The sequence below is a fragment of the Caulobacter sp. genome, assembly GCF_017744445.1.
GTDB lineage: Bacteria > Pseudomonadota > Alphaproteobacteria > Caulobacterales > Caulobacteraceae > Caulobacter.
This window is the reverse complement of record NZ_JAGIBH010000003.1, coordinates 279910-300911: the sequence shown is the minus strand read 5'-3', so window position 1 is coordinate 300911 and position 21002 is coordinate 279910. Positions and strand designations below refer to the sequence as shown.

The window sequence follows — 21002 nt, the reverse complement described above, 5'->3', positions numbered from 1 at the left end:
CGCGATGCTGATCCTCGCCGGCCTGGGCAATCCCGAGCCCAAGTACGAGAAGAACCGCCACAATGTCGGCTTCATGGCCGTCGACGCCCTGGCCCGAAAGTGGGGCACGGCCCCATGGCGCGCGCGCTTCCAGGGCCTGGCCTGCGAGGGGCAGGTCTCGACCCCCGACGGCGTGGTCAAGCTGCTGCTGCTCAAGCCCAAGACCTATTACAACGAGAGCGGCCGCGCCGTGGGCGAGGCGATGAAGTTCTTCAAGCTGGCGCCGTCGGACGTCATCGTCTTCCACGACGAGATCGACATGGCCCCGGGCCGCTTCCGCATGAAGGCCGGCGGCGGCGCGGCCGGCAACAACGGCATCCGCTCGGTGACCAGCCAGGTCGGCGACGCCTTCCGCCGGGGTCGCATCGGCGTGGGCCATCCGGGCCACAAGGACGCGGTCATGCACTATGTGCTGGGCGACTTCCACAAGGTCGAGCACCAGTGGCTGGACCCGATGCTGGACGCCCTGGCCGACGCCCTGCCCTTCGCCGCCGTGGGCGACGACGAGCGCTACCAGGCCGAGGTGATGCGCCTGGCGCCCGCGCCGAAGGCGGATCCTCGCAAGCCTCCTAAGGACGATTGACGGAAAGCGGCAGGCGCGGGAAAGACCGGGGGCAAGTCCGGGGTTATCGATGTTCTCGCTACCGCTGCCGCTGATCGGCCTGTCGCTCCTGATCGCCATCGCCCTGTGCGTCCACGTGGTCCGCACCGGCCAGCAGATGTACTGGCTGTGGATCATCCTGGCGTTCCAGCCGGTGGGCGGGCTGGTCTATTTCGTCGCCATCATCGCCCCGGCATGGTTCGGCGGCCGCACGGCCCAGAAGATGGGTCAGGCCGCCCGCAAGGCCCTGGACCCGCAGCGCGAGTATCGCGAAGCCGCCCGCGCCGTCGATGACGCCCCCACCGTCGCCAACCGCGTCCGCATGGCCGTGGCCGCCACCGAGCTTGGCAAGCACGCCGAGGCCGAGCGCCTGTACGATGAAAGCCTGACGGGCATGTACGCCGACGATGCCCAGCTGCTGCTGGGCCGCGCCAACGCCCTGATCGAGCTGAACCGCCCGAACGACGCCCTGCCGCTGCTGGAAAAGCTGGGCGAGCAGCCCAATGCCGGCCGCACGCCCCACACCATGCTGGCCCTGGGCCGCGTCTATCACGCCCTGGGCCGCGAGGAGCAGGCCGAGACCGCCCTGTCGTGGGCCGCCGACCACTATCCAGGCTTCGAGGGCATCGCCCGCTACACCGTCTTCCTGGCCCGCATGGGCCGCAAGGACGAGGCCCGCGCCAAGCTGGCCGAGATCGACAAGCGCCTGTCCAAGACCCACAGCCACTTCCGCAAGGAAGCCAAGGGCTGGCGCGACCTGGCGGCCCAGGCCATCGGTTAAGGCCATCTGGGCCTAGGAGACCACCATGCAAGACCTCCCGCGTCGCGGTTTCCTGGCTGGCGCCGCCGCCCTCGCCGCCGCACCCGCCTGGGCCCGGGACAAGAAGCTGACCGACGGCATCGCCCTGATCGGCCCTGCCGAGCGCGCCTCGCGCCTGGCGCGCGCCCAGGCGCTGATGGTCCAGCTGGGCCTGTCGGCGATCGTCACCGAGGCCGGCTCGTCGCTGGACTACTTCACCGGCGTCCAATGGAGCCGCAGCGAGCGCCCGTGCCTGGCGATCATCCCGCGCGAAGGCCAGGTGGGCATGGTGATGCCCAAGTTCGAGGAGCCCTCGATCCGCCAGAGCCTGGGCGTGCCAGCCGAGATCCGTCCCTGGGAAGAGGACGAGAACCCCTACGCCATCGCCGCCGGCCTGCTGGCCGACCGCAAGCTGGCCTCGGGCAAGATCGGCATGGAGGAGACCACCCGCCTCTTCATCGTCGACGGCCTGAAGGCGGCGCTGCCAGGCGCCGAGGTCATCTCGGGCGCGGCGGTGTTCCGCGGCTGCCGGATGATCAAGTCGCCGGCCGAGATCGCCCTGATGCAGGTCGCCGCCGACATCACCGTCGCGGCGCTGAAGCACACCCACGCCAATGTTCGCGCCGGCATGGGGCCCAAGGACATCGCCGCCCTGATGGCCGCCTACACCACGGGCCAGGGCGCGCGGGTCAGCTTCAACCTGATCCTGATCGGCGAGGCCTCGGCCTATCCGCACGGCTCGCGCCAGCCCCAGGTGCTGGGCGAGGGCCAGGTCGTGCTGATGGACTGCGGCTGCAATGTCGGCGGCTACGAGTCGGACATCTCGCGCACCTTCGTGTTCGGCGAGCCCACCGCCCGCCAGCGCAAGGTCTGGAACGACGTCGCCAAGGGCCAGCAGGTGGCGTTCGAGGCGGCCAAGATCGGGGCCGAGGCCGGTTCGGTCGACCGCGCCGTCCGCGCCTATTACGACAGCCTGGGCTGGGGTCCGCGCTACCGACTGCCGGGCCTGTCGCACCGCACCGGCCACGGCATCGGCATGGACGGCCACGAGCCGGTGAACTTCGTGATGTCCGAGACCACCAAACTGGCCCCCGGCATGTGCTTCTCGGACGAGCCCGGCATCTACATCCCCGGCGAGTTCGGCGTGCGCCTGGAAGACTGCATCCACCTGACCCCGGACGGCCCGCGCTGGTTCAGCCAGCCGCCGAAGTCGCTGGACAAGCCGATGGGCTGACGCCCAATCAATATCGATTGACAGAAACTTTTTTAGAATCGACTGTGGCGTCATGGAGGACGTCATGGCCACGGTTCTGCATCTGAAACCGCTCTACCGCGCCCCGCCCGCGCCCCAGGAAAGCCCAGCCCAGCGCCGCGTGCGCCTGGGCAGCCGCGCGGCGGTCTGGCTGTTCACCAGCGTCTTCGCCCTGGCGGCGGCGATCCTGGTCGCGGCCATCGCGACCATGCTGTTCTACAAGGGCGAGCTGGTCCGGATCGGGCCCGACAACTGCTATATCGGCGAAGCGCCGGCCAACACCGTGGCGTTCAGCTCGCTGCCCCTGGGCCATCGCCTGGTCTATGTCGCCGTGGGCATCGCCCGCGCGACGCCCATCCTGATGATGTTTTGGAGCCTGCGCGCGCTGTTCGCCGGCTATGCTCGCGGCGAGGTGTTCTCCGCGCAGGCCGCCCGCCGCTTCGGCCGGGTCGGGGCCTGGCTGTGCGCCTATGCCGTCTCGCCGTTCCTGTGCCACGTCGTCCTGGCCGCCACCCACTATGAGATCGACAAGAACTGGGCGCACATGGCCAGCCTGCAGGCCTTCATCCTGGGCCTCTTGGTCTTCGTGATCGGCCAGGTCATGCAGGTGGGCCGCGAGATCGAGCAGGACCGGGAGGCCTTCGTCTGATGCCGATCGTCCTGCGCCTCGACGTCGTGCTGGCCAAGCGCAAGGTGCGCTCCAACGTGCTGGCCCGCGCCATCGGGATCACCGACGCCAACCTCAGCTTGCTCAAGTCCGGCAAGGTGAAGGGCGTCAAGTTCGAGACCTTGGAAGCCATCTGCGACTTCCTGGACTGCCAGCCGGGCGACATCCTGGAGTACCAGCCCGAACAGCCGCCCGACGTGCAGACCGAAGACGTCAAACGCGCCGGCTGACGGCGCCCTTTTCCCGGAGACACGCCATGAGACTTTCAACGCCCGCTCGGGCGATCGCGGCCGGCTGCCTGTTGTTCTGGGCCGGGCTCTCCCAAGCCCAGACCTTCGCCGAGGCCGAGGGCGGCAAGGTCGCCTACGAGACCTGCGGATCCGGGGAGAAGGCTATCGTGCTGCTGCACGACGGCATCCTGCACTCGGCGGCCTATGACGACGTCTGGCCCTTGCTGTGCCAGCGCTTCAAGGTCGTGCGCTACGATCGGCGCGGCTATGGCGCGACGCCGGCGGCGACCACGCCGTTCGCCTCGGTCGACGACCTGTCGGCGGTGATGAAGGCGGCGGGCGTCGAGCACGCGACCCTGGTCGGCTCGTCGGCCGGTGGCGGCATCGCCGTGGACTTCGCCCTGGCCCACCCGGAGGCGGTCGACGGCCTGGTCCTGGCTGGCCCGTGGATCAGCGGCTTCAAGCCCTCGGCAGGCTTCATCGCGCGCGGCCTGAAGCTGGCGGTGCTGATCAAGACCGGAAATCTCGAGGGCGCGGTGAAGGATCCCTACATCCTGACCAAGTCCGCCGACGCCCAACGCGCTCGCGTCGTGGCCCTGCTGAAGGCCAACCCGCAAAACCTGGCCAATCCCAGCGGCAAGGTCGAGCGCGCCGGCCCCGACGCCAAGGACCGCCTGGACCAGATCCGCGTCCCCACCCTGGTGCTGGTCGGCGAGGTCGACATCAAGGACGTCTTCGACCAGGCCCACGCCGTCGCCGCCGCCGTGCCCGGCGCCAAGCTGGAAACCGTCCCGGCGACGGGGCACTTCATGTACCTGGAAAAACCGAAGGACTTCGCCGACCGGGTGACGGCCTTCGTCTCACCCTAGCGCCACCGCTCTCGCCGCGCCGCGCCAGGCGCGCGGCGAGCTGCCCGTCACGCGTTTGAAGGCGTTGCTGAAGGCGCTTTCCGAGGCATAGCCCAGGGCCAGGCCGATCTGGGCCACGGCCGTCGCCTCGTCGCGCAGGGCCCGCTCGGCCAGGCGCATCCGCCAATCGGTAAGGTAGGTCAGGGGCGCCTTGCCCGACACGGCCTTGAAGTGCTCGGCGAACGAGGTCCGCGACATGGCGCAGGCCCTGGCCAGCTCGTCCAGCCGCCACGCCCGGCTGGGATCGCCGTGCATCAGCCGCAGAGCCGGCGCGGTGCGAGGATCGGCCAGGGCCCGCAGCCAGCCGGCCGGCAGCGGACCGCCCGCGCCCAAGTGCGAGCGCAGGATCTCGGTGAATAGCAGCTGGGCCAGGTGCGTCGACGCCAGCTGCGCGCCGGGCAGATCGCCGCGCGCCTCCTCGACCAGCCGGCCCAGCAGCCAGCCGAAGGCGGCGGCCTGGGACGAGCCGCCCTTGATGTGCAGCCAAGGCGGCAGGACGTCCGCCAGCAGTCCGCCATTGCCCTGGTTCAGCAAGATGTGGCCGCCGATGAAGCCAAAGTCCGCGCCGTCGCCCAGCACGGCCGAGGCCAGGCCTTCGCGCGCGAATAGGCTGGTCGCCTCGACCGGCTCGATGCCTGGCGCGCTGGCCATCACATAGTCGCGCTGGGCGGTGAGCAGGCCGATGTCGCCGGCCTCCAGCCGCACCTTGGCCTGCGGCTCGTCCTCGAACCAGAACCAGCAGCCGCCGTGCAGCACGGCCGACATCTTGATCCGGTGGCGCGAGCGAAAGCGGATCGCCCACGGCCCGCCGGCCTCGAAGCCGCCGGCGTGGACGGCCTGGGCCTGGGTCAGGCTCAGGATTTCGGAGAACGGATCGACGATCATTTTCGGATTTTTGCGCAAGTATTGCGGACCCACAAGCATTCTGCGTCCGACATCTGATCGATAGGGTCCCGCCATCGATCAGGAGAGACCTATGCGAGACGATCTGGTTCTGGTGACGGGCGGCACGGGCTTCATCGCCCAGCACTGCATCCTGGCGCTGCTGGCCCAAGGCTATCGGGTGCGCACCACCCTGCGGACGCCTGGGCGCGAGGCCGAGGTCCGCGCCTATCTGAAGGTCGGCGGGGCCGAACCGGGCGATCGCCTGAGCTTCGTCACGGCAGACCTTAGCGACGACGCCGGCTGGGGCGAGGCCGCCGAAGGCTGCGCCTATGTCATGCACGGCGCCTCGCCGACGCCGTCGGGCGACTATGCCAGCGAGGAGGAATGGATCATCCCCGCGGTCGAGGGCAATTTCCGGGTCCTACGCGCGGCGCGGGACGCGGGCGTCAAGCGGGTGGTGCTGACCTCAGCCTTCGGTGCGGTCGGCATGGGCCACAAGCCGATGACGCGGCCGTTCGACGAGACTGACTGGACGGAGTTGAACGACAAGGTCCCGCCGTATCAGAAGTCCAAGACCCTTTCCGAACGCGCGGCCTGGGACTTCATCGCCACCGAAGGGCGCGGCCTGGAGCTGGCGGCCGTCAACCCGACCGCCGTGATGGGCCCGGCGCTGGGGGCCGACTATTCGCACTCGATCCGACTGATCAAGCAGATGCTGGAGGGCATCCCCGGCTGTCCGAAGGTCAATTCCGGCTTTGTCGACGTGCGCGACGTCGCCGACCTGCACCTGCGCGCCATGACCGACCCCGCCGCCAAGGGCCAGCGCTTCCTGGCTATCGCGGGCCAGAGCCTGTGGATGCGCGAGGTGGCGGCGATCCTGCGCGCGCGGCTCGGCGACGCGGCGGCCAAGGTCCCGACCAAGGAGATCCCCAACACCGTCGTGCGCCTGGGCGCGGCCGCGGGCAATCCGGCGCTGAAGGCCCTGGTCCCGTTCCTGGGCGTGACCATGAACGCCACCAGCGAAAAAGCCATCCGCCTGCTGGGCTGGTCGCCACGTTCGGCCGAGGAGTCCATCATCGCCGCCGCCGAGAGCCTGCTGCGGCTGGGCCTGATCGACGGCGCCTAGAACATCTCGCCCCGTCGCGCGTTAACACTTGGCCTCATCAAGCCAAGCGAGACGTCGCCATGACCCTGGCCCAGCGGATTGTCATCGCCAACGACGACGGCCGCGCGGTCATGGCCGTGGCCCTGGCCGCCTTGCTGCTGTTCAGCGTGATCGCGGTTCTGGTCTTTGTCGGCGTGCATCCCGCACAAGCCTCGGCGCCCCAACCAGCGCCTGCCGCCTCGCCGATCCCGAAGGCCGACGAGCCGGCCTGCAAGGCTGCCCTGGCCCGCGCCCGCGATACGCGCGGCCTGCCCGCCGAGGAGGCCATCGCCGCTTCCACCGCGATGCTGCGCGCGTGCGGCGTTCGCTAAAGATCCAAGGGAACCGACCACGCCCTGGCGATTTCTCTTAAGCGTCCCGACGGCGTCATAGCCCTCCAGACACAGCGGCCCGGCCACACGCCCCCCCGACGATCGCCGGGCCGCCCCTCTTTCCACAGCTTTCGCCGCACCCATGACCGCGCTTCGCGCGTTCATACCTCATGGCAAGACAACCCAAGCCGCCGCACACCGGCGCAGGCGAACTGACGATCGCGCGTCAGGTCCATCCCGTGACCTTCTCGCTGCACTATCTCGACAACCGCGGCCTGCGTTCGGCCAAGGGCGGCCTGACCGGCGAGCCCGAGGTCATGCGCGAAGCCTTTCACCGGGGACGGGTCCATCTGGCGCTGGACGACGGCAAGGGCTTCGACGTCTCGATCGTCGCCCATGCCGAAGGCAGCGCCACGGCCTATTTCGAGAGCGCGACCGACATCCGCTAAAGCGGTTAGAACCGCCCGCGCTGATAGTCCTCGAACGCCTGCGCGATTTCCTCGCGGGAGTTCATGACGAACGGCCCGTGCCAGAACACCGGCTCGTCGATCGGACGACCGGCCAGCAGCAGCACGCGGGCGTCGGTGACGGCCTCGACCCGGACGGTGTCACCGCGCCCCAGGAACACGCCCGACAGCGCGTCCACGGTGTCGTGCGCAACGCGCACCTGGCCCTCATAGACGGCCAGCATGGCGTTGCGGTCGTCGCCGACCGGTTCCTCGAACACGGTCCCGGCCGGCAGCACGACGTCGAAATAGAGGGCGTCGACCGCGCCGCCGCCGATCGGGCCGGGCGTACCCGCATCCGTCGCGCCGGAGATCACCTTCACGGTGACGCCGCCGTCGCGGGCCTCCACGGGGATCGCGTCGCTCTCGAACTCCTGATAGCCGGGCTCGCTCATCTTCAGCTTGGCAGGCAGGTTCACCCACAGCTGGAAGCCGCGCATGCGCCCTTCCGCCTGCTCGGGCATCTCGGAGTGGACGATGCCCTTGCCGGCCCGCATCCACTGGATCCCGCCCGGCCCGATCACACCCTCGCGGCCGGTGTTGTCCTTGTGACGCATCCGGCCTTCCAGCATGTAGGTCACGGTCTCGAAGCCGCGATGCGGGTGGTCGGGGAAGCCGCCCATGTAGTCCGACGCCTGGTCGTTGTCGAAACAGTCCAGCATCAGGAACGGGTCGAACATCTGGGCTTCCGGCGTGCCCAGCATGCGGGTCAGCCCCACGCCGTCGCCATCCGAGGCGGGCAGGCCCTTCACGACTTTCAGGACGGGACGAACGCTCATGGGAAGCTCCTTATCGCGCATTGATATCAGGTCTGGTTGCAATTGATGCAAGAGGCCCCTCTCGTTCGCCTTTCCCGGCCATCCGTGCTAATCGCCCGCCCAACGAAATTCACGAGAGTTCCATGGCCCTGAAAGTCGCCATCGTCGGCCTGCCCAACGTCGGCAAGTCCACCCTGTTCAACGCCCTGACCCAGACGGCGTCGGCCCAGGCCGCCAACTATCCGTTCTGCACGATCGAGCCCAACACCGGCGACGTGGCCGTGCCCGAGCCGCGCCTGGACGCCCTGGCCAAGATCGCCGGCTCCAAGGAAATCATCCCGGCCCGGATCACCTTCGTCGACATCGCCGGCCTGGTGCGCGGCGCGTCCAAGGGCGAAGGCCTGGGCAACCAGTTCCTGGCCAACATCCGCGACTGCGACGCCGTGGCCTTCGTGGCCCGCTGCTTCGAGGACGACGACATCACCCACGTCGAGGGCCGCATCGACCCGCTCAGCGATCTCGAGATCATCGAGATGGAGCTGATGCTGGCCGACCTGGAGAGCCTGGAAAAGCGCCTGCCGGCCGTCGAGAAGAAGGCCAAGTCGGGCGGCGACAAGGACGCCGCCAACACCCTGCGCCTGATCAACCTGGCTCTCGCCCAGCTGCGCGAGGGCCGTCCGGCCCGCGCCGCGACCGTGGACAAGGAGGACGAGAAGGCCTGGCACATGCTGCAGCTGCTTACCTCGCTGCCGGCCCTCTATGTCTGCAACGTCGAGGAAGGCAGCGCCGACAAGGGCAACAAGTACAGCGCCCTGGTCGCCGAACGCGCCGCCAAGGACAACGCCAAGTCGGTGGTCATCTCGGCCCAGATCGAGAGCGAGATCGCCATGCTGGACGCCGAGGAGCGCAACGAGTTCCTCGAGACCCTGGGCCTGGAAGAGCCGGGCCTGAACCGCCTGATCCGCGAAGCCTACAAGCTCCTGAACCTGCAGACCTACTTCACGGTCGGCCCCAAGGAAGCCCGCGCCTGGACCATCCACGTCGGCGACACCGGCCCGCAGGCGGCCGGCGTCATCCACACCGACTTCGAGAAGGGCTACATCCGCGCCGAAACCATCGCCTATGACGACTTCGTCAAGCTGGGCGGCGAAGGCCCGGCCAAGGAAGCCGGCAAGATGCGCGCCGAAGGCAAGGAATATGTCGTCAAGGACGGCGACGTGATGCACTTCCGCTTCAACGTCTAAGCGTTCAAAAGATCAGCGGCCGGAGCGGAAACGCCCCGGCCGTTTGCTTTAGGGAGTATCGCCATGTCCGACACCGTCACCCTGACCTCCGCCATCGACGGCTTTTCGTTCACCGCCCTGCACGCCCAGCCCGAAGGCGCGCGCAAGGGCGGGGTGGTCGTGATCCAGGAGATCTTCGGCCTCGACCAGTACGTCCAGGCCGACGTGGCGCGGTGGGCGGCGCGGGGGTTCGAGGTGTTGGCGCCGTCGATCTTCGACCGCGCCGAGCCGGGCTTCACCGCCGAACATGATCCCAAGGGCTTCCAGACCGGCGTCAGCTACGTGCAGAAGATCGGGATCGACGCGATGCTGTCGGACATCCAGGCCTGCATCGACGACCTGGCCGCGCGCGGTCCGGTGTTCGCGGTCGGCTATTGCCTGGGCGGATCGCTGGTGTGGCTGTCGGCCGCCCGGCTGAAGGGCCTGGCGGCGGGCGCGGCCTATTACGGCAGCATGATCGCCGCCAATGCCGAGCTGGCGCTGAACGCGCCGGTGATCGTGCACCTGGGCCGCAAGGACGGCCACATCCCCGCCGACGAGGTCAAGGCCAAGGTCGAGGCCGCGCATCCGGACGTGCCGGTCTACGTCTACGAGAACAGCGGCCACGGCTTCAACAATGACGGCCGTCCGGACTCGGACCTGGCCGACGCCGAGCAGGCCCGCGCCCGTACGGTCGAACTGTTCGAAGCTCACGGAGCCCGGTGATGGGAGAGCGTATCGCCCTCGCGTGCCGCGAGAACGGCGCGCCGTTCGCCGCCTATCACGCCCCGCCCCAGGAAGCCAGGCGCGGCGGTATCGTCATGCTGCACGCCATCTGGGGCGTCACCCCGCACCTGCGCCAGCTGGCCGACAGCCTGGCCGAGCAGGGCTATGAGGTCATCGTTCCCAGCCTGATGGACGCGGCCGACGCCGACTTTCCGGTCGAGGACCTGACGCCCGCGATCCTCGACGCCCGCATGGCCATGGGCAAGGCGACCGGCTGGGGCCTCTCGACCCTGCCCCGCGTCCAGGCCTGTATCGAGGCCATGCAGGGCCCAGTGTTCGCCATGGGCTTCTGCTATGGCGGCACCACGGCCTGGCTGGCGGCCTGCCGTTGCGAGGGGCTGTCGGCGGTCTCGGCCTTCTACGGCGGCGATATCGTCGCCTATCGCGACGAGACGCCTAAGGTCCCGACCATCCTGCATTTCGGCAAGACCGACAGCATGATCCCGCTGCCGGACGTCGAGGCGATCCGGGACACGCATCCCGAGCTGCCGATCCATCTGTACGAGGCCGGCCATGCCTTCGTGGCCCCAAGCGGTCACCATCCCGACAGCGCCCGCCTGGCTCTCTTGCGGACGCTGCAGCTGTTCCAGCGGTCCGGCGGCGGCAAAGCCGAAGCCTGACGAGCAGGTGCTGTTGACCGAAAGCCGATAGCGGATCAGTCTGCTCAACCTTAAGCATCGAGGGGGAGCAGGCTCATGCGCAGGATCTTGTCCGGAATCGTTATCAGCGCCATCGCGGTTCTGGCGATCGGGGTCGCGCCGGCCATGGCGCAGTTCGGCGGCTACATGCCGCCGCCTCCGCCGGCGCGACAGGACATGAAGAACATCGACTTCCTGCGGACCCAGAAGTCGGGGCCTCGGATCAAGCCGCGCGAGTCGGGCAATCCGATGCAGGTGAAGATGGCCCGGGAGCTAGCGGCCCAGCTGAAGATACCGTGCGACGTCACCGACGCCGCCGAGCTGTCGGACACGCCGTCCAAGGTGCCCAGCTACGAGCTGGTGTGCCGCGACGCCATGGGCTGGATCATCAATCGCAAGTCCGTCGCGGACGTCCAGCCGCTGGACTGCCTGGCCGTGCAGGACTCGGCCGAGGCGGCCGGCAAGGCCTGGCCGCGCGGGCTGTACTGCCTGATGCGCGGCAACTTCCAGCCGGCCATGGGCCTGGCCCCGATCGCCGCCAAGATCGCCCCCGACTGCGAAGTCGCCAACGGCGCCTATCTGGGCTCGGGCGGCACGCCGCCGATCACCCGCTACGAGCTGAGCTGCAAGAACGGCAAGGGCTATGTGGTCGACAATCCCGCGCCCGGCTCGGCCGCGACGCTCAGCTCCATGACCTGCGCCGAAGCCGCCCAGGCCGGCGCGCCGTGCAAGCTGGGCAGCCGCAAGCAGGCGGGCTGACCTCAGGCGGGGCGTCCGCGCTTCAGCAGGCGTCCCACCGGCGCGCGCAGGCCGATGACCACGGGGATCAGCCAGTAGGCGAAACCCGGCATCCACGGCGCGTTGGCCATCGGGCCGAAGGTCATGGCCGCCGACAGCAGGCCCGTGAACGCCGCCAGCGCCCAGATCTCGAAGCTGAAGCGGATCTGGGCCAGGCTCTCGGACACCACGCCCAGGCGCTCGGGGTGGCGCATCGCGCGCCAGTACAGGGCCGTGAACAGTCCCGCCAGGATCGCGAAGCCGACGCCGTAGATGCGGAAAAGGTCGCGCAGGTCGCTCAAGGTGCGGATGATCTTCTCGCCCGACAGCAGGCCGCGCGAGGCCCAGACGAAGCCGGACTCGACCAGCATCCGCAGCGGGAAGACATAGACCAGCACCGTGAAGACGATGGCCAGGGCGTTCAGGGTCGACAGGGTGTCGCGGCGCGGGACCAGGCGTCCGTACTCGCGATAGGCCAGCCAGAACATGGCGATCAGGGCGAAGGCCCCCAGCGAGGCCGGGATGCGCCCCAGGGCGTCCCACAGGGCGGCGATATCGGCCGCCGGCTCGGCGCTGGCGATGATCAGCAGGGTGACGGCGAAGGCGAAGGCCGCGTCGACGAAGGCGTCCAGCCGCTTGCCCGCCTCGCGTTCAGGATCGTACTCGTCCGCCATGGTCATCGCCCTCAGCCCGACGCCATGATGAACGCCGTTCGGCGAAGCTGTCGAGATCGTCGCGCAAGCGTCACGGCTGGGCTAGGCTGAGTCGCATGCGTCGCCGCGTTTCCGTCCTGGCCCTGTCCGTTGTCCTCGCCGCCGGTTCGGCGAGGGCCGGCGAGACGGCGTGCTGGTTCGAGAATGGAGCCGTGATCGCGCCGGCGGTGATCGGCGACATGGCCGGCGACTACGTCATCGACCTGTCGGCCCCGCGCACCCTGCTGCACGAGACCAAGGCCCAGATGGCCGGGATCACCGAGCCCGAACTGCCCTTGTCCGTCGAGGTCGCCGGACTGAAGACGCCGGCCGTGCCGATCAAGGTCGCCGACCTGGACGCGCGCGGCGCCGGCTTCGTCACCCCGATCGCCGGCGTCATCGGCATGGACGTCCTGGCCGGCCACAGCGTCGAGATCGACTTCGCCGACTGCCGAGTGCGGATCGACAAGCCCTGGCGGGCGCGCCGTCAGGTCGTTCTGCCGGTCGAGGTGGTCGAGGGCCTGCCGACCATCGTCGCGGCCGTCAGCGACGGCCCCGTGGCCCTGCAGGGGGCCTTCGCGATCGACACCGCCTCCAAGGCCATGGCGCGGCTGTCGACGCGCGGCGCGGCCGCGACCGGCAAGCTGGACATGACCGCCCGCCACAAGGCCCCGGCCCGCCTGCGCGCCCTGTCGATCGGCGGGGTCTTGGCGGAGAACGTGCCCGCCAGCCTGGCCGACGACCTGCCCGAGGGCGTGACCGGGACCCTGGGCACGGGCCTGTGGGGCCGTCACCGCCTGCGGCTGGCCGCCGACGCCCGCACCTTGTCGGTCGCGCCCTGAGGGCCTAAGGCTGGACGCTCAGACGCAGGAGAGCGCCTTTGATCGTCGTCGCCATCGCCCACAGCCGCCGCAGCGGCGACGCGCGCTCGCACGCCTGACGTCCGCCGCTCGGTTTATCGCGCCCTTCGCGGCGCATGCCCTGCCGAGACCTTTCAAGAATGCTCATCGAAGCCAAGACCCAAGACTTCGCCGCCCTGCTGCGCGGCGAGGCTCCGGCTCCCTATCGCCTGCCCGACAGCCCGCTGGCCCCGCCGGAGGTGCTGGCCATGCTGGCTCAGCTGGCCGACGGCATCCGGCTGGTGTTCAGCCCGGCCGCCTGGATGATCGTCGAGGACGGCGAGATCGTCGGCCTGATCTCGCCCACCCAGCCGCTGGACGCCTCCGACCGCAGCTTGCGGATCGGCTATGGCGTGGCCCCCACCCGCTGGGGCCAAGGCGTCGCCACCCGCGCCGTCGCCGACCTGGCCGCCTGGGCGCGGGCGGACGAGCGTGTTCTGGCGCTGACCGCCGAGACCTCGGTGGAGAACCTGGCCTCGCAGGCTGTGCTGGCCCGTAACGGCTTCGCCGCCGTGGGCGAGCGGGAGGACGCCGAGGACGGGCCGCTGATCCTGTGGCGGTTGGAGACTTAAGCGCCTAACCCTCAACTGCCTCCCTAGGCCTTGTGCCTAGGGCCCATCGTTCAGCCGGCGCCGCTTTGCGGGAGCTCGCACACGCTGGCGGCGTCACGATCAAAGCCGCCGAGCCAAGCCGCGCCATGGGTCCTCGCCACAAGGGCGAGGAAGGCAGGGTTGGTTTGCTGGTTTCAGAGTTCAAACCAAAAGAAAGGCCCGGTGTTTCCACCGGGCCTTTCCGTATTCAGCTCTGTGAACCAGCCGCTCGGAGCACGACGACGCGCTCCATCTTTAGAGGCTGAGCCTGCTAAGGCAGGCTCAGTGCGACTCGTTCTTCCAGACCGTCTTGTAGCTGGCGTACAGCAGGCCCGAGAGCAGGACGAGGTAGATCAGAACGGCGAAGCCGGTCTGCTTGCGCTCTTCCAGCTTGGGCTCGGCGGCCCACATCAGGAACGCCGCGACGTCCTTGCCTTGCTGGTCCAGGGTCGACTTGGTGCCGTCGTCGAACGTCACCAGGCCGGCCTTCAGCGGCGGGGCCATGGCGATGAAGCCACCCGGCGGGGTGTGCTTGTGATCGCCGTGCCAGGCCGAGGTCAGGTCGCCCGGGAAGTACGGGTTGTAGTGACCGCCGGTCGGGACCGTCAGGCCCTTGGGAGCATCCACATAGCCGGTGACGACCGAGTAGATGTGGTCCGGACCTTCTTCGCGCGCCTTGGCCAGCAGCGACATGTCCGGCGGCAGGGCGCCGCCGTTCGAGGCGCGGGCCGCGGCTTCGTTGGCGAAGGGCGACGGGAAGTGGTCGGCGCTGGTCGCGGGACGCTTGATGGCGTCGCCGGTCTCACCGTCGATGTCGTTGACCTCGTAGTCCTTGGCGATCGCCTTGACCCAAGGGTTGTCGTTCGGGTTCTGGTACTTCTCGTTGTAGAACGGACCGCCCTTGTCGCCCAGGTTCCGGAACGAAACCAGCTTCAGCGAGTGGCAGGCCGAACAGACTTCACGATAGACCTTGAAGCCGCGTTGCAGCTGCGCCTGGTCGAACTTGCCGAAGGGGCCTTCGAACGACCAGTGCACTTCCTTGGCCTTCAGGGCCCCGCCGTTGGCGAGGGCCGGGCCGGCGGCGCCGACGACCAGGAGACCCGCCGCCGCCGCGATAACCGAGAGTTTGCGGAGCATCGGGATCAACCCTTGTGAGCGTCGGCCGAGAGGGCCGGCGAGGCGATCGAGTCCGGCACGGGCAGGGTCTTTTCGACCAGACCCAGGACCGGGAGAACGACCAGGAAGAAAGCGAAGTAGTAGAGCGAGGCGACGCGCGACAGCCACACGAAGCTGTTCAGGTCCGAACCGCCCAGCTGGAACGTGGTCAGGTGCGGTATCACGGGATCGTCGGGCAACTTGGCGCCGCAGAAGCCCAGCACGATGCAGGCCACCAGGAAGAACACGAAGTAGATCTTCGCGGTCGGGCGGTAGCGCATCGAGCGCACCTTCGAGGTGTCCAGCCACGGCAGGGCGAACAGGCAGGCGATGGCGCCGAACATGGCCAGCACGCCCATCAGCTTGTCCGGAACGGCGCGCAGGATCGCGTAGAACGGCAGGAAGTACCATTCCGGAACGATGTGCGACGGCGTCACCAGCGGGTTGGCTTCGACGTAGTTGTCGGCGTGGCCCAGGGCGTTGGGCATGTAGAAGACGAAGAAGGCGAAGAGGATCAGGAAGACGCTCATCGCGAAGCCGTCCTTCACCGTGGCGTACGGCGTGAAGGGAACGGTGTCGGCCTTCGACTTGGGGTCAACGCCGGTCGGGTTGTTCTGGCCGACGACGTGCAGAGCCCAGATGTGCAGGATCACGACGCCCGCGATCATGAAGGGCAGCAGGTAGTGCAGCGAGAAGAAGCGGTTCAGGGTCGGGTTGTCGACCGCGAAGCCGCCCCACAGCCAGGTGGTGATGCTTTCGCCGACCAGCGGCAGGGCGCCGAACAGGTTGGTGATGACGACGGCGCCGTGGAACGACATCTGGCCCCAGGGCAGGACGTAGCCCATGAAGGCGGTCGCCATCATCAGCAGGTAGATCACGCAGCCCAGCAGCCACAGCACTTCACGCGGCGCCTTGTAGGAGCCGTAGTACAGGCCGCGCAGCATGTGGATGTACACGGCGATGAAGAACATCGACGCGCCGTTGGCGTGCATGTAGCGGATCAGCCAGCCATAGTTCACGTCGCGCATGATGTGCTCGACGGAAGCAAAGGCGCCCTGAGCGCTCGGGTTGTAGTGCATCACCAGGATGATGCCGGTGATCAGCTGGGAGGCCAGGCACAGCGACAGGATGCCGCCGAAGGTCCACCAGTAGTTCAGGTTGCGCGGGGTGGGGTAGTCGACGAACGAGTCGTAGCCCAGGCGCACGATCGGCAGACGGGCGTCGAGCCAGCGCTCGATACCGGTCTTCGGTTGATAGGTCGAATGTCCGCTCATATCGCTTAGCCGATCTTGACCTTGGTGTCGGTGAGGAAGGCGTATTCCGGAACCACCAGGTTCAGGGGCGCGGGGCCCTTACGGATACGACCCGAGGTGTCATAGACCGAGCCGTGGCACGGGCAGAACCAGCCGCCGTACTCGCCGCCGCCGAAGGTCGGCACGCAGCCCAGGTGGGTGCAGTTGCCGCCGACGATCAGCCAGTTGGCCTTGCCGGGCTTCACGCGCGAGGCGTCCGTCGCCGGATCCTTCATCGACGCGCTGTCGTCCGCGACCGCCTTGGCGATTTCCGCCTTGGTGCGGTTACGCACGAAGAGCGGCTTGCCGCGCCACTTGATCGTGACCTGCTGGCCCTCTGCGACCTTGGTCAGGTCGAACTCGGTCGAGGCCAGCGCCCGCGTGTCGGCGGACGGGTTCATCTGGTCGATGAACGGCCACACCAAAGTCGCGGCGCCGCCGGCGGCGGCCGCGATCGCGGCGATGTGAATAAAGTCGCGCCGGGAGGGATCGCTCCCGTGTTCCGGCTCGGTCGTTGCGCCCACGGCGGTGTCGGCCACCTAGTCACCCCTTAATTCCGCAGGCCACGAAACGCGGCCGGCTTGGAGAAGCGCCTTTCGACGCCATATCTTGCTCGACCCGCATGCGGATCTCCGCCACAAGGCAGCGGTCGGATCGTCGTATCGGACGCGCGGACGAAGTCCGCAAGCCCTTTCGATTCCCGGCAAAGCCCCTGCTGCCCTTGTGGTTGGTTCGCTTATTATGCGTATCGCACTTTTTCAACCGGGTATTCCCCAGAACGTCGGGGCGGCCATTCGGCTTTCGGCGTGCTTTGGCGCCGGCCTGGATGTCATCGAGCCCTGCAGTTTTCCTTTGGATGACAAGAGCTTGAAGCGCGCGGCCCTGGATTATGGGCCTCTGGCGCACCTCAAGCGGCACGATAGTTGGGACGCGTTTCTCGCCGCCCCGGAACGGGCCGAGGGTCGCCTGCTGCTTTTCACGACTCGCGGCGCGACGCCTTTCCACCGATTTTCGTTCGAAGCCGGAGACACCCTGCTGTTCGGCAACGAGAGCAAGGGCGCCCCGGAAGAGGTCCATGCCGCCGTCCAGGGCCGTATCGTCATTCCGATCCGTCCCGAGACCCGCTCGATGAACCTGGCCACCACCGCCGCCATGGCCCTGGGTGAAGCCCTGAGGCAGACGGGCGGCTTCCCGGAAGCCTGATCTTTTCTAAGATCAACCCATGATCGATTCTCAGCGCGCCGGCGCCGACATCGCCTATCTGAGATCGCAGCTGGACTGGCTGCTGCTCACGCCGTTGCGTCTCGAGGGCGCGATGGAGCCGGTTCGCTACCAGCTGCTGATGCAGGCCGCGCGCGATTCCTACTTCAAGCGTTTCCAGCGGATGACCGATACGGTCGCCGCCGCCGCTCGCCTGTTCGGGACCGAGGGCGACCAGGGCGTGACCCTGTCGATGACCGGCCTGGCCGCGGCGGGCTCGGGCGACCTGACCACCGCCTTCGACGCCTTCAAGCAGGCCCGCGACCTGCACCCGGAGCTGGCCGAGCACCACTACAACTGCGGCGTCATGCTGCTGAAATACAGCCAGGACCTGGCCGTGGCCGAGGGCCTATTCCGCAGCGGGCTGGAGCGCTACGCCCACGGCCCGTCGTGGCTGGCCCTGGCGGTCATCCGGCTGGAGCGCGGCGACTACGAGGGCAGCGCCGACGCCGCCCGCCACGCCATCGCCCTGGAGGTCAATGGCGAGGGCGTCGCCGAGCTATGCCTGGCCGCCGCCCTGGAGCGCCTGGGCCAGGCCGTGGAATGGCCGACGCAGCGGCCCGACGCCAGGTTCTCCTCGCCCGAGGCCTTCGAGATCGTCGTGACCAAGGCCGCGCGGACCGTGGTCAGCGTCGCCCTGGGCGACCGCGAGGCCCTGGCGGCCTTGCGCCTGGCCCAGTCGCTGGAGGCCGCCGCGCCGGACTGGAACGTTCACCTGCATCTGTGCAACGCCTCGCCAGACGTCGCGCGCGTCCTTGTCGAATGGGGCGGCGAGCGCGGCGAGCGCGTTCGGGTCTCCGCCGAGACCCTGGTCACCGACCCGCCCGACAGCCTGGCCGATCGCTTCGGCGTGATCCGGCTGCGCACCCTGGCGGCGACGGGCCCGGCGATCGGCGGCGACCTGATTCTCGCCCATCCGCGCACGGTGTTTTCGGCCGATCCGACCGTCCTCCTGCCGGACACCGAGCAGGGCGTGTCGCTGATCGGCCGCGACGGCCTGCTGTGGAATCAGGTCAGCCAGGACCTGATCGCCCTGCGCGCGGGTCCCAAGGCCGACGCCTTCCTCGATGCGATCCGCATGGCCGCCCTGCCCTGGCTGTGGCGCAAGAGCCCGGTGACCGCCGGCGTCTGCCTGTGGCAGGCCCGCGAGGCGTGTCCAACCGCCCGGATCCTGTCCGACGACGACCTGACCCTGGCGGCCCTCCCCGAGGTGCCGCCCGGGCCAGAAGCCCCGCCAGCGCGGCCCGAGTTCAACAAGGTCGTGCCGTCGCGCTTCGGGCCGATGCTGCTGAATCAGAACGACCTCTACATCTTCAGCGGCATCCAGGAGACCGGCGTCTGGTCGGGCGATGAGCTCGATCTGCTGGGCCAACTGATCCAGCCCGGCCAGACCGTTCTGGACGTCGGGGCCAACATGGGCACGCACACCCTGGCCTTCTGCAACTTCGTGGGACCGACCGGCCGGGTTTACGCCTTCGAGCCGCAGCGGATCATGTTCCAGGCCATGGTCGCCAGCGTGGCCCTGAACAGCTGGGCCAATGTCCACGCCTATATGAACCTGGTCGGGGCCAAGAAGGGCGCCATGCGCGTGCCCGGCATCAACTATGGCGAGCCCAGCAATTTCGGCATGATGACCCTCGCGCCCGACCGCAACCGCGCCGACACCCTCACCTATCTCGACGACGAGGCCGGCGAGGCGGTGGCGATGATCACGGTCGACAGCCTGAATCTCTCCGCCTGCCACCTGATCAAGATCGACGTCGAGGGCATGGAGATCGACGTGCTGCGCGGCGCGGCCAAGACCATCAAGGCCCACCGCCCGCTGATCTACATGGAGTGCCAGCCCGACAAGCGCAGCCAGTCGTCGCTGAAACTACTGAAATCGTTGGGCTACGCCACCTGGTGGCACGGCGACATCGGCTCGCCCAACATCCTGGGCGCCCCGCTGGAGCGGCCACTGTCGGTGATGGGGCTGAAGCTGGCCTGAGGTCGACCCAATACCCCCGCCTTCCTAGGCCTTGTGCCTAGGACCCATGGGTCGGCTGGACTGGTCGAATGACGAAGAGCGCCGCCAGTGTGGGCGAACACCCAATCCTGTCCGAGACGCGGAAAGATGGGTCCTAGGCACAAGGCCTAGGAAGGCAGGAAAGGGGTGATCGAGTGAGGAAACTCAGTGGTCCCCGAAATCCACATCCCTACGCGCCGCCACGATCGTCACGATGAAGCCCGCCAGCACGTCCAGCAGCACCATCAGGGTGACCAGGAAGAAGGTCGAGGTCGCGAAGGCCGGGAACAGCAGGAACTCGACCAGGCACAGGATGAACAGCACCATCGACAGCGAGTGGTTGATGATGGCGATCCGGCGGCTGGTCGTGGACTTCAGCAGCTCAACGAACAGCACCACCAGCGAGGCGGCCAGCAGCAGGTCGCCCAGGCTGACGCCCCACTCGGCCCGCGAGGTCATGTGGATGGTGAACAGCTTGTCGCTCATCCGCACGCCCGCGTCGGCCGCCTTGAAGCCTCCAGCCAGGGTCAGCGCGACCAGATTGTAGATGATGACCGGCAAGGCCAGCAGCGGAACGGCTGCGAACATCGAGCTTCCCCCTTTGGCATGCGTCGAGAACTTCATGCCATGGTTAAGACGTAGCGGTAATTTTGGTTTCGGTGAAGCTGTCTCGCCTGTCGCGGGTCAGGCTTCGTCCACGCCTTGGGGATTGCGCGCCCGCGACTGCAGCCACATCACGCCCAAGAGATCCGAGATCGAGGCCTTGAGGCGACCGAAGTTCGTATACTTGGACACGCCGCTCTCGCGGTGACGGTGGTTCACCGGCTCGAACGCCACCTCATAGCCCTCGCGCAGCATCAGCGCCGGGATGTAGCGGTGGATGTGATCGAAGTACGGCAGCCGCAGGAACGCCTCGCGGCGGAAGGCCTTGAGCCCGCAGCCGGTGTCGTTGGCGGTGTCCTTCAGCAGGCGCTTGCGCACCCCGTTGCCGAACTTGGAGGCGAAGCGCTTGGCGCTGCTATCCTGGCGCTTGACCCGCTCGCCGCCGACCAGGGCCAGCACGTCGGGGCCGGCCCGCAGGGTCTTGGCCAGGCGCGGAGCGTCGGCCGGGTCGTTCTGGCCGTCGCCGTCCAGGGTGACGATGATCGGCCCGCGCGCGGCCAGGATGCCGGTGCGCACGGCGCGGCTCTGGCCCGAGTTCTTGCGGTGACCCAGCACGCGCAGCTGCGGGATCTCGGCCTTCAGGGCGACCAGGCGGGCCTTGGTGTCGTCGCGGCTGGCGTCGTCGACGAAGATCATCTCGTAATTGTCGCCGTTGAAGGCGGTCGCGATCTCGCGCGCCAGCTTCGGGGCGGCTTCGCCCTCGTCAAAGACGGGGACGACGACGGAAAAGTCGGGGGTGGCGATCATCGCCCTCTAATAGCTGAAAAATTCGCCAAGGCCTGTCCTTTTCAAAAGTCTACTTTTGAAAAGGATAAACAGGCCTTGATTCAATAGATTAGAGCGCGATCGCCGCCGAAACCGG

Annotated in this window: 25 protein-coding genes; 17 read left to right on the top strand and 8 right to left on the bottom strand. The window is 68.2% G+C overall.

The window, feature by feature from the left end:
* Positions 1-4 precede the first annotated feature (4 nt).
* From pth to J7528_RS06515, 6 genes are all read left to right on the top strand, one after another.
* The gene (gene pth, locus J7528_RS06540) at positions 5-622 is read left to right on the top strand and encodes an aminoacyl-tRNA hydrolase (protein WP_291872133.1); all 618 of its coding nucleotides are present in this window, start codon (positions 5-7) and stop codon (positions 620-622) included.
* A 49-nt stretch (positions 623-671) separates the two neighbouring features.
* The gene (locus J7528_RS06535) at positions 672-1421 is read left to right on the top strand and encodes a tetratricopeptide repeat protein (protein ID WP_291872132.1); all 750 of its coding nucleotides are present in this window, start codon (positions 672-674) and stop codon (positions 1419-1421) included.
* A 25-nt stretch (positions 1422-1446) separates the two neighbouring features.
* Positions 1447-2673 carry a Xaa-Pro peptidase family protein gene (locus J7528_RS06530; RefSeq protein WP_291872131.1) on the top strand — a complete coding sequence of 409 codons (1227 nt, stop codon included), beginning with the start codon at positions 1447-1449 and terminating at the stop codon, positions 2671-2673.
* 64 nt (positions 2674-2737) lie between these two features.
* Positions 2738-3340: a DUF2975 domain-containing protein gene (locus J7528_RS06525; protein WP_291872130.1), complete on the top strand. Its 603-nt coding sequence runs from the start codon at positions 2738-2740 to the stop codon at positions 3338-3340.
* Positions 3340-3588 (top strand): helix-turn-helix transcriptional regulator, encoded by a 249-nt coding sequence (locus J7528_RS06520; protein WP_291872129.1) that lies wholly within the window; start codon positions 3340-3342, stop codon positions 3586-3588. The genes J7528_RS06525 and J7528_RS06520 overlap by 1 nt, the downstream gene beginning before the upstream one ends.
* Before the next feature lie 26 nt (positions 3589-3614).
* Entirely contained in the window at positions 3615-4457 is an 843-nt protein-coding gene (locus tag J7528_RS06515; RefSeq protein WP_291872128.1) for an alpha/beta hydrolase, read from the top strand.
* Here J7528_RS06515 and J7528_RS06510 read toward each other — a convergent pair.
* The gene (locus J7528_RS06510; RefSeq protein ID WP_291872127.1) at positions 4449-5381 is read right to left on the bottom strand and encodes an AraC family transcriptional regulator; all 933 of its coding nucleotides are present in this window, start codon (positions 5379-5381) and stop codon (positions 4449-4451) included. The two genes, J7528_RS06515 and J7528_RS06510, sit on opposite strands and share 9 nt — an antisense overlap.
* Before the next feature lie 91 nt (positions 5382-5472).
* Here J7528_RS06510 and J7528_RS06505 point away from each other — a divergent pair, with 91 nt between their 5' ends.
* The 3 genes from J7528_RS06505 (at position 5473) to J7528_RS06495 (ending at position 7306) form a co-directional block, all read left to right on the top strand.
* Positions 5473-6507: an aldehyde reductase gene (locus tag J7528_RS06505; RefSeq protein WP_291872126.1), complete on the top strand. Its 1035-nt coding sequence runs from the start codon at positions 5473-5475 to the stop codon at positions 6505-6507.
* A 59-nt stretch (positions 6508-6566) separates the two neighbouring features.
* A complete protein-coding gene (locus J7528_RS06500) occupies positions 6567-6857 on the top strand; it encodes a hypothetical protein (protein ID WP_291872125.1) in 291 nt (96 codons plus the stop codon).
* 170 nt (positions 6858-7027) lie between these two features.
* Positions 7028-7306 (top strand): hypothetical protein, encoded by a 279-nt coding sequence (locus tag J7528_RS06495; RefSeq protein ID WP_291872124.1) that lies wholly within the window; start codon positions 7028-7030, stop codon positions 7304-7306.
* Positions 7307-7311: 5 nt separating this feature from the next.
* On the opposite strand, the gene J7528_RS06490 is transcribed toward J7528_RS06495, so the two are convergent.
* Positions 7312-8142, bottom strand: coding sequence for a pirin family protein (locus J7528_RS06490; RefSeq protein ID WP_291872123.1), 831 nt, complete (start codon positions 8140-8142; stop codon positions 7312-7314).
* Between the two features lie 122 nt (positions 8143-8264).
* On the opposite strand from J7528_RS06490, the gene ychF reads away from it, so the two are divergent.
* The 4 genes from ychF (at position 8265) to J7528_RS06470 (ending at position 11566) form a co-directional block, all read left to right on the top strand.
* Positions 8265-9365: a redox-regulated ATPase YchF gene (ychF, locus tag J7528_RS06485; protein WP_291872122.1), complete on the top strand. Its 1101-nt coding sequence runs from the start codon at positions 8265-8267 to the stop codon at positions 9363-9365.
* Between the two features lie 63 nt (positions 9366-9428).
* Positions 9429-10109 (top strand): dienelactone hydrolase family protein, encoded by a 681-nt coding sequence (locus J7528_RS06480; RefSeq protein WP_291872121.1) that lies wholly within the window; start codon positions 9429-9431, stop codon positions 10107-10109.
* Positions 10109-10789, top strand: coding sequence for a dienelactone hydrolase family protein (locus tag J7528_RS06475; RefSeq protein WP_291872120.1), 681 nt, complete (start codon positions 10109-10111; stop codon positions 10787-10789). Before J7528_RS06480 ends, J7528_RS06475 begins: the two co-directional genes overlap by 1 nt.
* Positions 10790-10864: 75 nt before the next feature.
* Entirely contained in the window at positions 10865-11566 is a 702-nt protein-coding gene (locus J7528_RS06470) for a hypothetical protein (protein ID WP_291872119.1), read from the top strand.
* A 2-nt stretch (positions 11567-11568) separates the two neighbouring features.
* Here J7528_RS06470 and J7528_RS06465 read toward each other — a convergent pair whose 3' ends face one another.
* Positions 11569-12258 (bottom strand): TMEM175 family protein, encoded by a 690-nt coding sequence (locus tag J7528_RS06465; protein ID WP_291872118.1) that lies wholly within the window; start codon positions 12256-12258, stop codon positions 11569-11571.
* A 95-nt stretch (positions 12259-12353) separates the two neighbouring features.
* On the opposite strand from J7528_RS06465, the gene J7528_RS06460 reads away from it, so the two are divergent.
* Both J7528_RS06460 and J7528_RS06455 read left to right on the top strand, forming a co-directional pair.
* Positions 12354-13118: a hypothetical protein gene (locus J7528_RS06460; RefSeq protein WP_291872117.1), complete on the top strand. Its 765-nt coding sequence runs from the start codon at positions 12354-12356 to the stop codon at positions 13116-13118.
* A 158-nt stretch (positions 13119-13276) separates the two neighbouring features.
* Positions 13277-13747: a GNAT family protein gene (locus tag J7528_RS06455; protein ID WP_291872116.1), complete on the top strand. Its 471-nt coding sequence runs from the start codon at positions 13277-13279 to the stop codon at positions 13745-13747.
* Between the two features lie 300 nt (positions 13748-14047).
* On the opposite strand, the gene J7528_RS06450 is transcribed toward J7528_RS06455, so the two are convergent.
* From J7528_RS06450 to petA, 3 genes are read right to left on the bottom strand one after another with little or no spacing between them, the layout of a single operon-like run.
* Positions 14048-14902 (bottom strand): cytochrome c1, encoded by an 855-nt coding sequence (locus J7528_RS06450; RefSeq protein WP_291872115.1) that lies wholly within the window; start codon positions 14900-14902, stop codon positions 14048-14050.
* Between the two features lie 5 nt (positions 14903-14907).
* A complete protein-coding gene (locus tag J7528_RS06445) occupies positions 14908-16194 on the bottom strand; it encodes a cytochrome b/b6 (protein WP_291872114.1) in 1287 nt (428 codons plus the stop codon).
* A gap of 5 nt (positions 16195-16199) precedes the next feature.
* The gene (gene petA / locus J7528_RS06440; RefSeq protein WP_291872113.1) at positions 16200-16751 is read right to left on the bottom strand and encodes a ubiquinol-cytochrome c reductase iron-sulfur subunit; all 552 of its coding nucleotides are present in this window, start codon (positions 16749-16751) and stop codon (positions 16200-16202) included.
* Positions 16752-16953: 202 nt separating this feature from the next.
* Here petA and J7528_RS06435 point away from each other — a divergent pair, with 202 nt between their 5' ends.
* Positions 16954-17415, top strand: coding sequence for a tRNA (cytidine(34)-2'-O)-methyltransferase (locus J7528_RS06435; RefSeq protein ID WP_291872112.1), 462 nt, complete (start codon positions 16954-16956; stop codon positions 17413-17415).
* Positions 17416-17434: 19 nt separating this feature from the next.
* A complete protein-coding gene (locus J7528_RS06430) occupies positions 17435-19459 on the top strand; it encodes an FkbM family methyltransferase (protein ID WP_291872111.1) in 2025 nt (674 codons plus the stop codon).
* Between the two features lie 183 nt (positions 19460-19642).
* Here J7528_RS06430 and J7528_RS06425 read toward each other — a convergent pair whose 3' ends face one another.
* Together J7528_RS06425 and J7528_RS06420 are read right to left on the bottom strand one after the other, a co-directional pair.
* Positions 19643-20065, bottom strand: coding sequence for a hypothetical protein (locus J7528_RS06425; RefSeq protein ID WP_291872110.1), 423 nt, complete (start codon positions 20063-20065; stop codon positions 19643-19645).
* 96 nt (positions 20066-20161) lie between these two features.
* The gene (locus J7528_RS06420) at positions 20162-20887 is read right to left on the bottom strand and encodes a glycosyltransferase family 2 protein (protein WP_291872109.1); all 726 of its coding nucleotides are present in this window, start codon (positions 20885-20887) and stop codon (positions 20162-20164) included.
* Between the last annotated feature and the right edge of the window lie 115 nt (positions 20888-21002).

Excerpts from the sequence above, each read along its gene's own strand:
- J7528_RS06530 (WP_291872131.1), top strand. The coding sequence starts at position 1,447 with ATGCAAGACCTCCCGCGTCGCGGTTTCCTGGCTGGCGCCGCCGCCCTC.
- J7528_RS06490 (WP_291872123.1), bottom strand. The coding sequence starts at position 8,142 with ATGAGCGTTCGTCCCGTCCTGAAAGTCGTGAAGGGCCTGCCCGCCTCG.
- J7528_RS06460 (WP_291872117.1), top strand. The coding sequence starts at position 12,354 with ATGCGTCGCCGCGTTTCCGTCCTGGCCCTGTCCGTTGTCCTCGCCGCC.
- J7528_RS06535 (WP_291872132.1), top strand. The coding sequence starts at position 672 with ATGTTCTCGCTACCGCTGCCGCTGATCGGCCTGTCGCTCCTGATCGCC.
- J7528_RS06480 (WP_291872121.1), top strand. The coding sequence starts at position 9,429 with ATGTCCGACACCGTCACCCTGACCTCCGCCATCGACGGCTTTTCGTTC.
- ychF (WP_291872122.1), top strand. The coding sequence starts at position 8,265 with ATGGCCCTGAAAGTCGCCATCGTCGGCCTGCCCAACGTCGGCAAGTCC.
- J7528_RS06475 (WP_291872120.1), top strand. The coding sequence starts at position 10,109 with ATGGGAGAGCGTATCGCCCTCGCGTGCCGCGAGAACGGCGCGCCGTTC.
- J7528_RS06500 (WP_291872125.1), top strand. The coding sequence starts at position 6,567 with ATGACCCTGGCCCAGCGGATTGTCATCGCCAACGACGACGGCCGCGCG.
- J7528_RS06420 (WP_291872109.1), bottom strand. The coding sequence starts at position 20,887 with ATGATCGCCACCCCCGACTTTTCCGTCGTCGTCCCCGTCTTTGACGAG.
- pth (WP_291872133.1), top strand. The coding sequence starts at position 5 with ATGCTGATCCTCGCCGGCCTGGGCAATCCCGAGCCCAAGTACGAGAAG.
- J7528_RS06520 (WP_291872129.1), top strand. The coding sequence starts at position 3,340 with ATGCCGATCGTCCTGCGCCTCGACGTCGTGCTGGCCAAGCGCAAGGTG.
- J7528_RS06435 (WP_291872112.1), top strand. The coding sequence starts at position 16,954 with ATGCGTATCGCACTTTTTCAACCGGGTATTCCCCAGAACGTCGGGGCG.
- J7528_RS06430 (WP_291872111.1), top strand. The coding sequence starts at position 17,435 with ATGATCGATTCTCAGCGCGCCGGCGCCGACATCGCCTATCTGAGATCG.
- J7528_RS06515 (WP_291872128.1), top strand. The coding sequence starts at position 3,615 with ATGAGACTTTCAACGCCCGCTCGGGCGATCGCGGCCGGCTGCCTGTTG.
- J7528_RS06455 (WP_291872116.1), top strand. The coding sequence starts at position 13,277 with ATGCTCATCGAAGCCAAGACCCAAGACTTCGCCGCCCTGCTGCGCGGC.
- J7528_RS06505 (WP_291872126.1), top strand. The coding sequence starts at position 5,473 with ATGCGAGACGATCTGGTTCTGGTGACGGGCGGCACGGGCTTCATCGCC.
- J7528_RS06495 (WP_291872124.1), top strand. The coding sequence starts at position 7,028 with ATGGCAAGACAACCCAAGCCGCCGCACACCGGCGCAGGCGAACTGACG.
- J7528_RS06450 (WP_291872115.1), bottom strand. The coding sequence starts at position 14,902 with ATGCTCCGCAAACTCTCGGTTATCGCGGCGGCGGCGGGTCTCCTGGTC.
- J7528_RS06425 (WP_291872110.1), bottom strand. The coding sequence starts at position 20,065 with ATGTTCGCAGCCGTTCCGCTGCTGGCCTTGCCGGTCATCATCTACAAT.
- J7528_RS06465 (WP_291872118.1), bottom strand. The coding sequence starts at position 12,258 with ATGGCGGACGAGTACGATCCTGAACGCGAGGCGGGCAAGCGGCTGGAC.
- J7528_RS06525 (WP_291872130.1), top strand. The coding sequence starts at position 2,738 with ATGGCCACGGTTCTGCATCTGAAACCGCTCTACCGCGCCCCGCCCGCG.
- J7528_RS06470 (WP_291872119.1), top strand. The coding sequence starts at position 10,865 with ATGCGCAGGATCTTGTCCGGAATCGTTATCAGCGCCATCGCGGTTCTG.
- J7528_RS06445 (WP_291872114.1), bottom strand. The coding sequence starts at position 16,194 with ATGAGCGGACATTCGACCTATCAACCGAAGACCGGTATCGAGCGCTGG.
- J7528_RS06510 (WP_291872127.1), bottom strand. The coding sequence starts at position 5,381 with ATGATCGTCGATCCGTTCTCCGAAATCCTGAGCCTGACCCAGGCCCAG.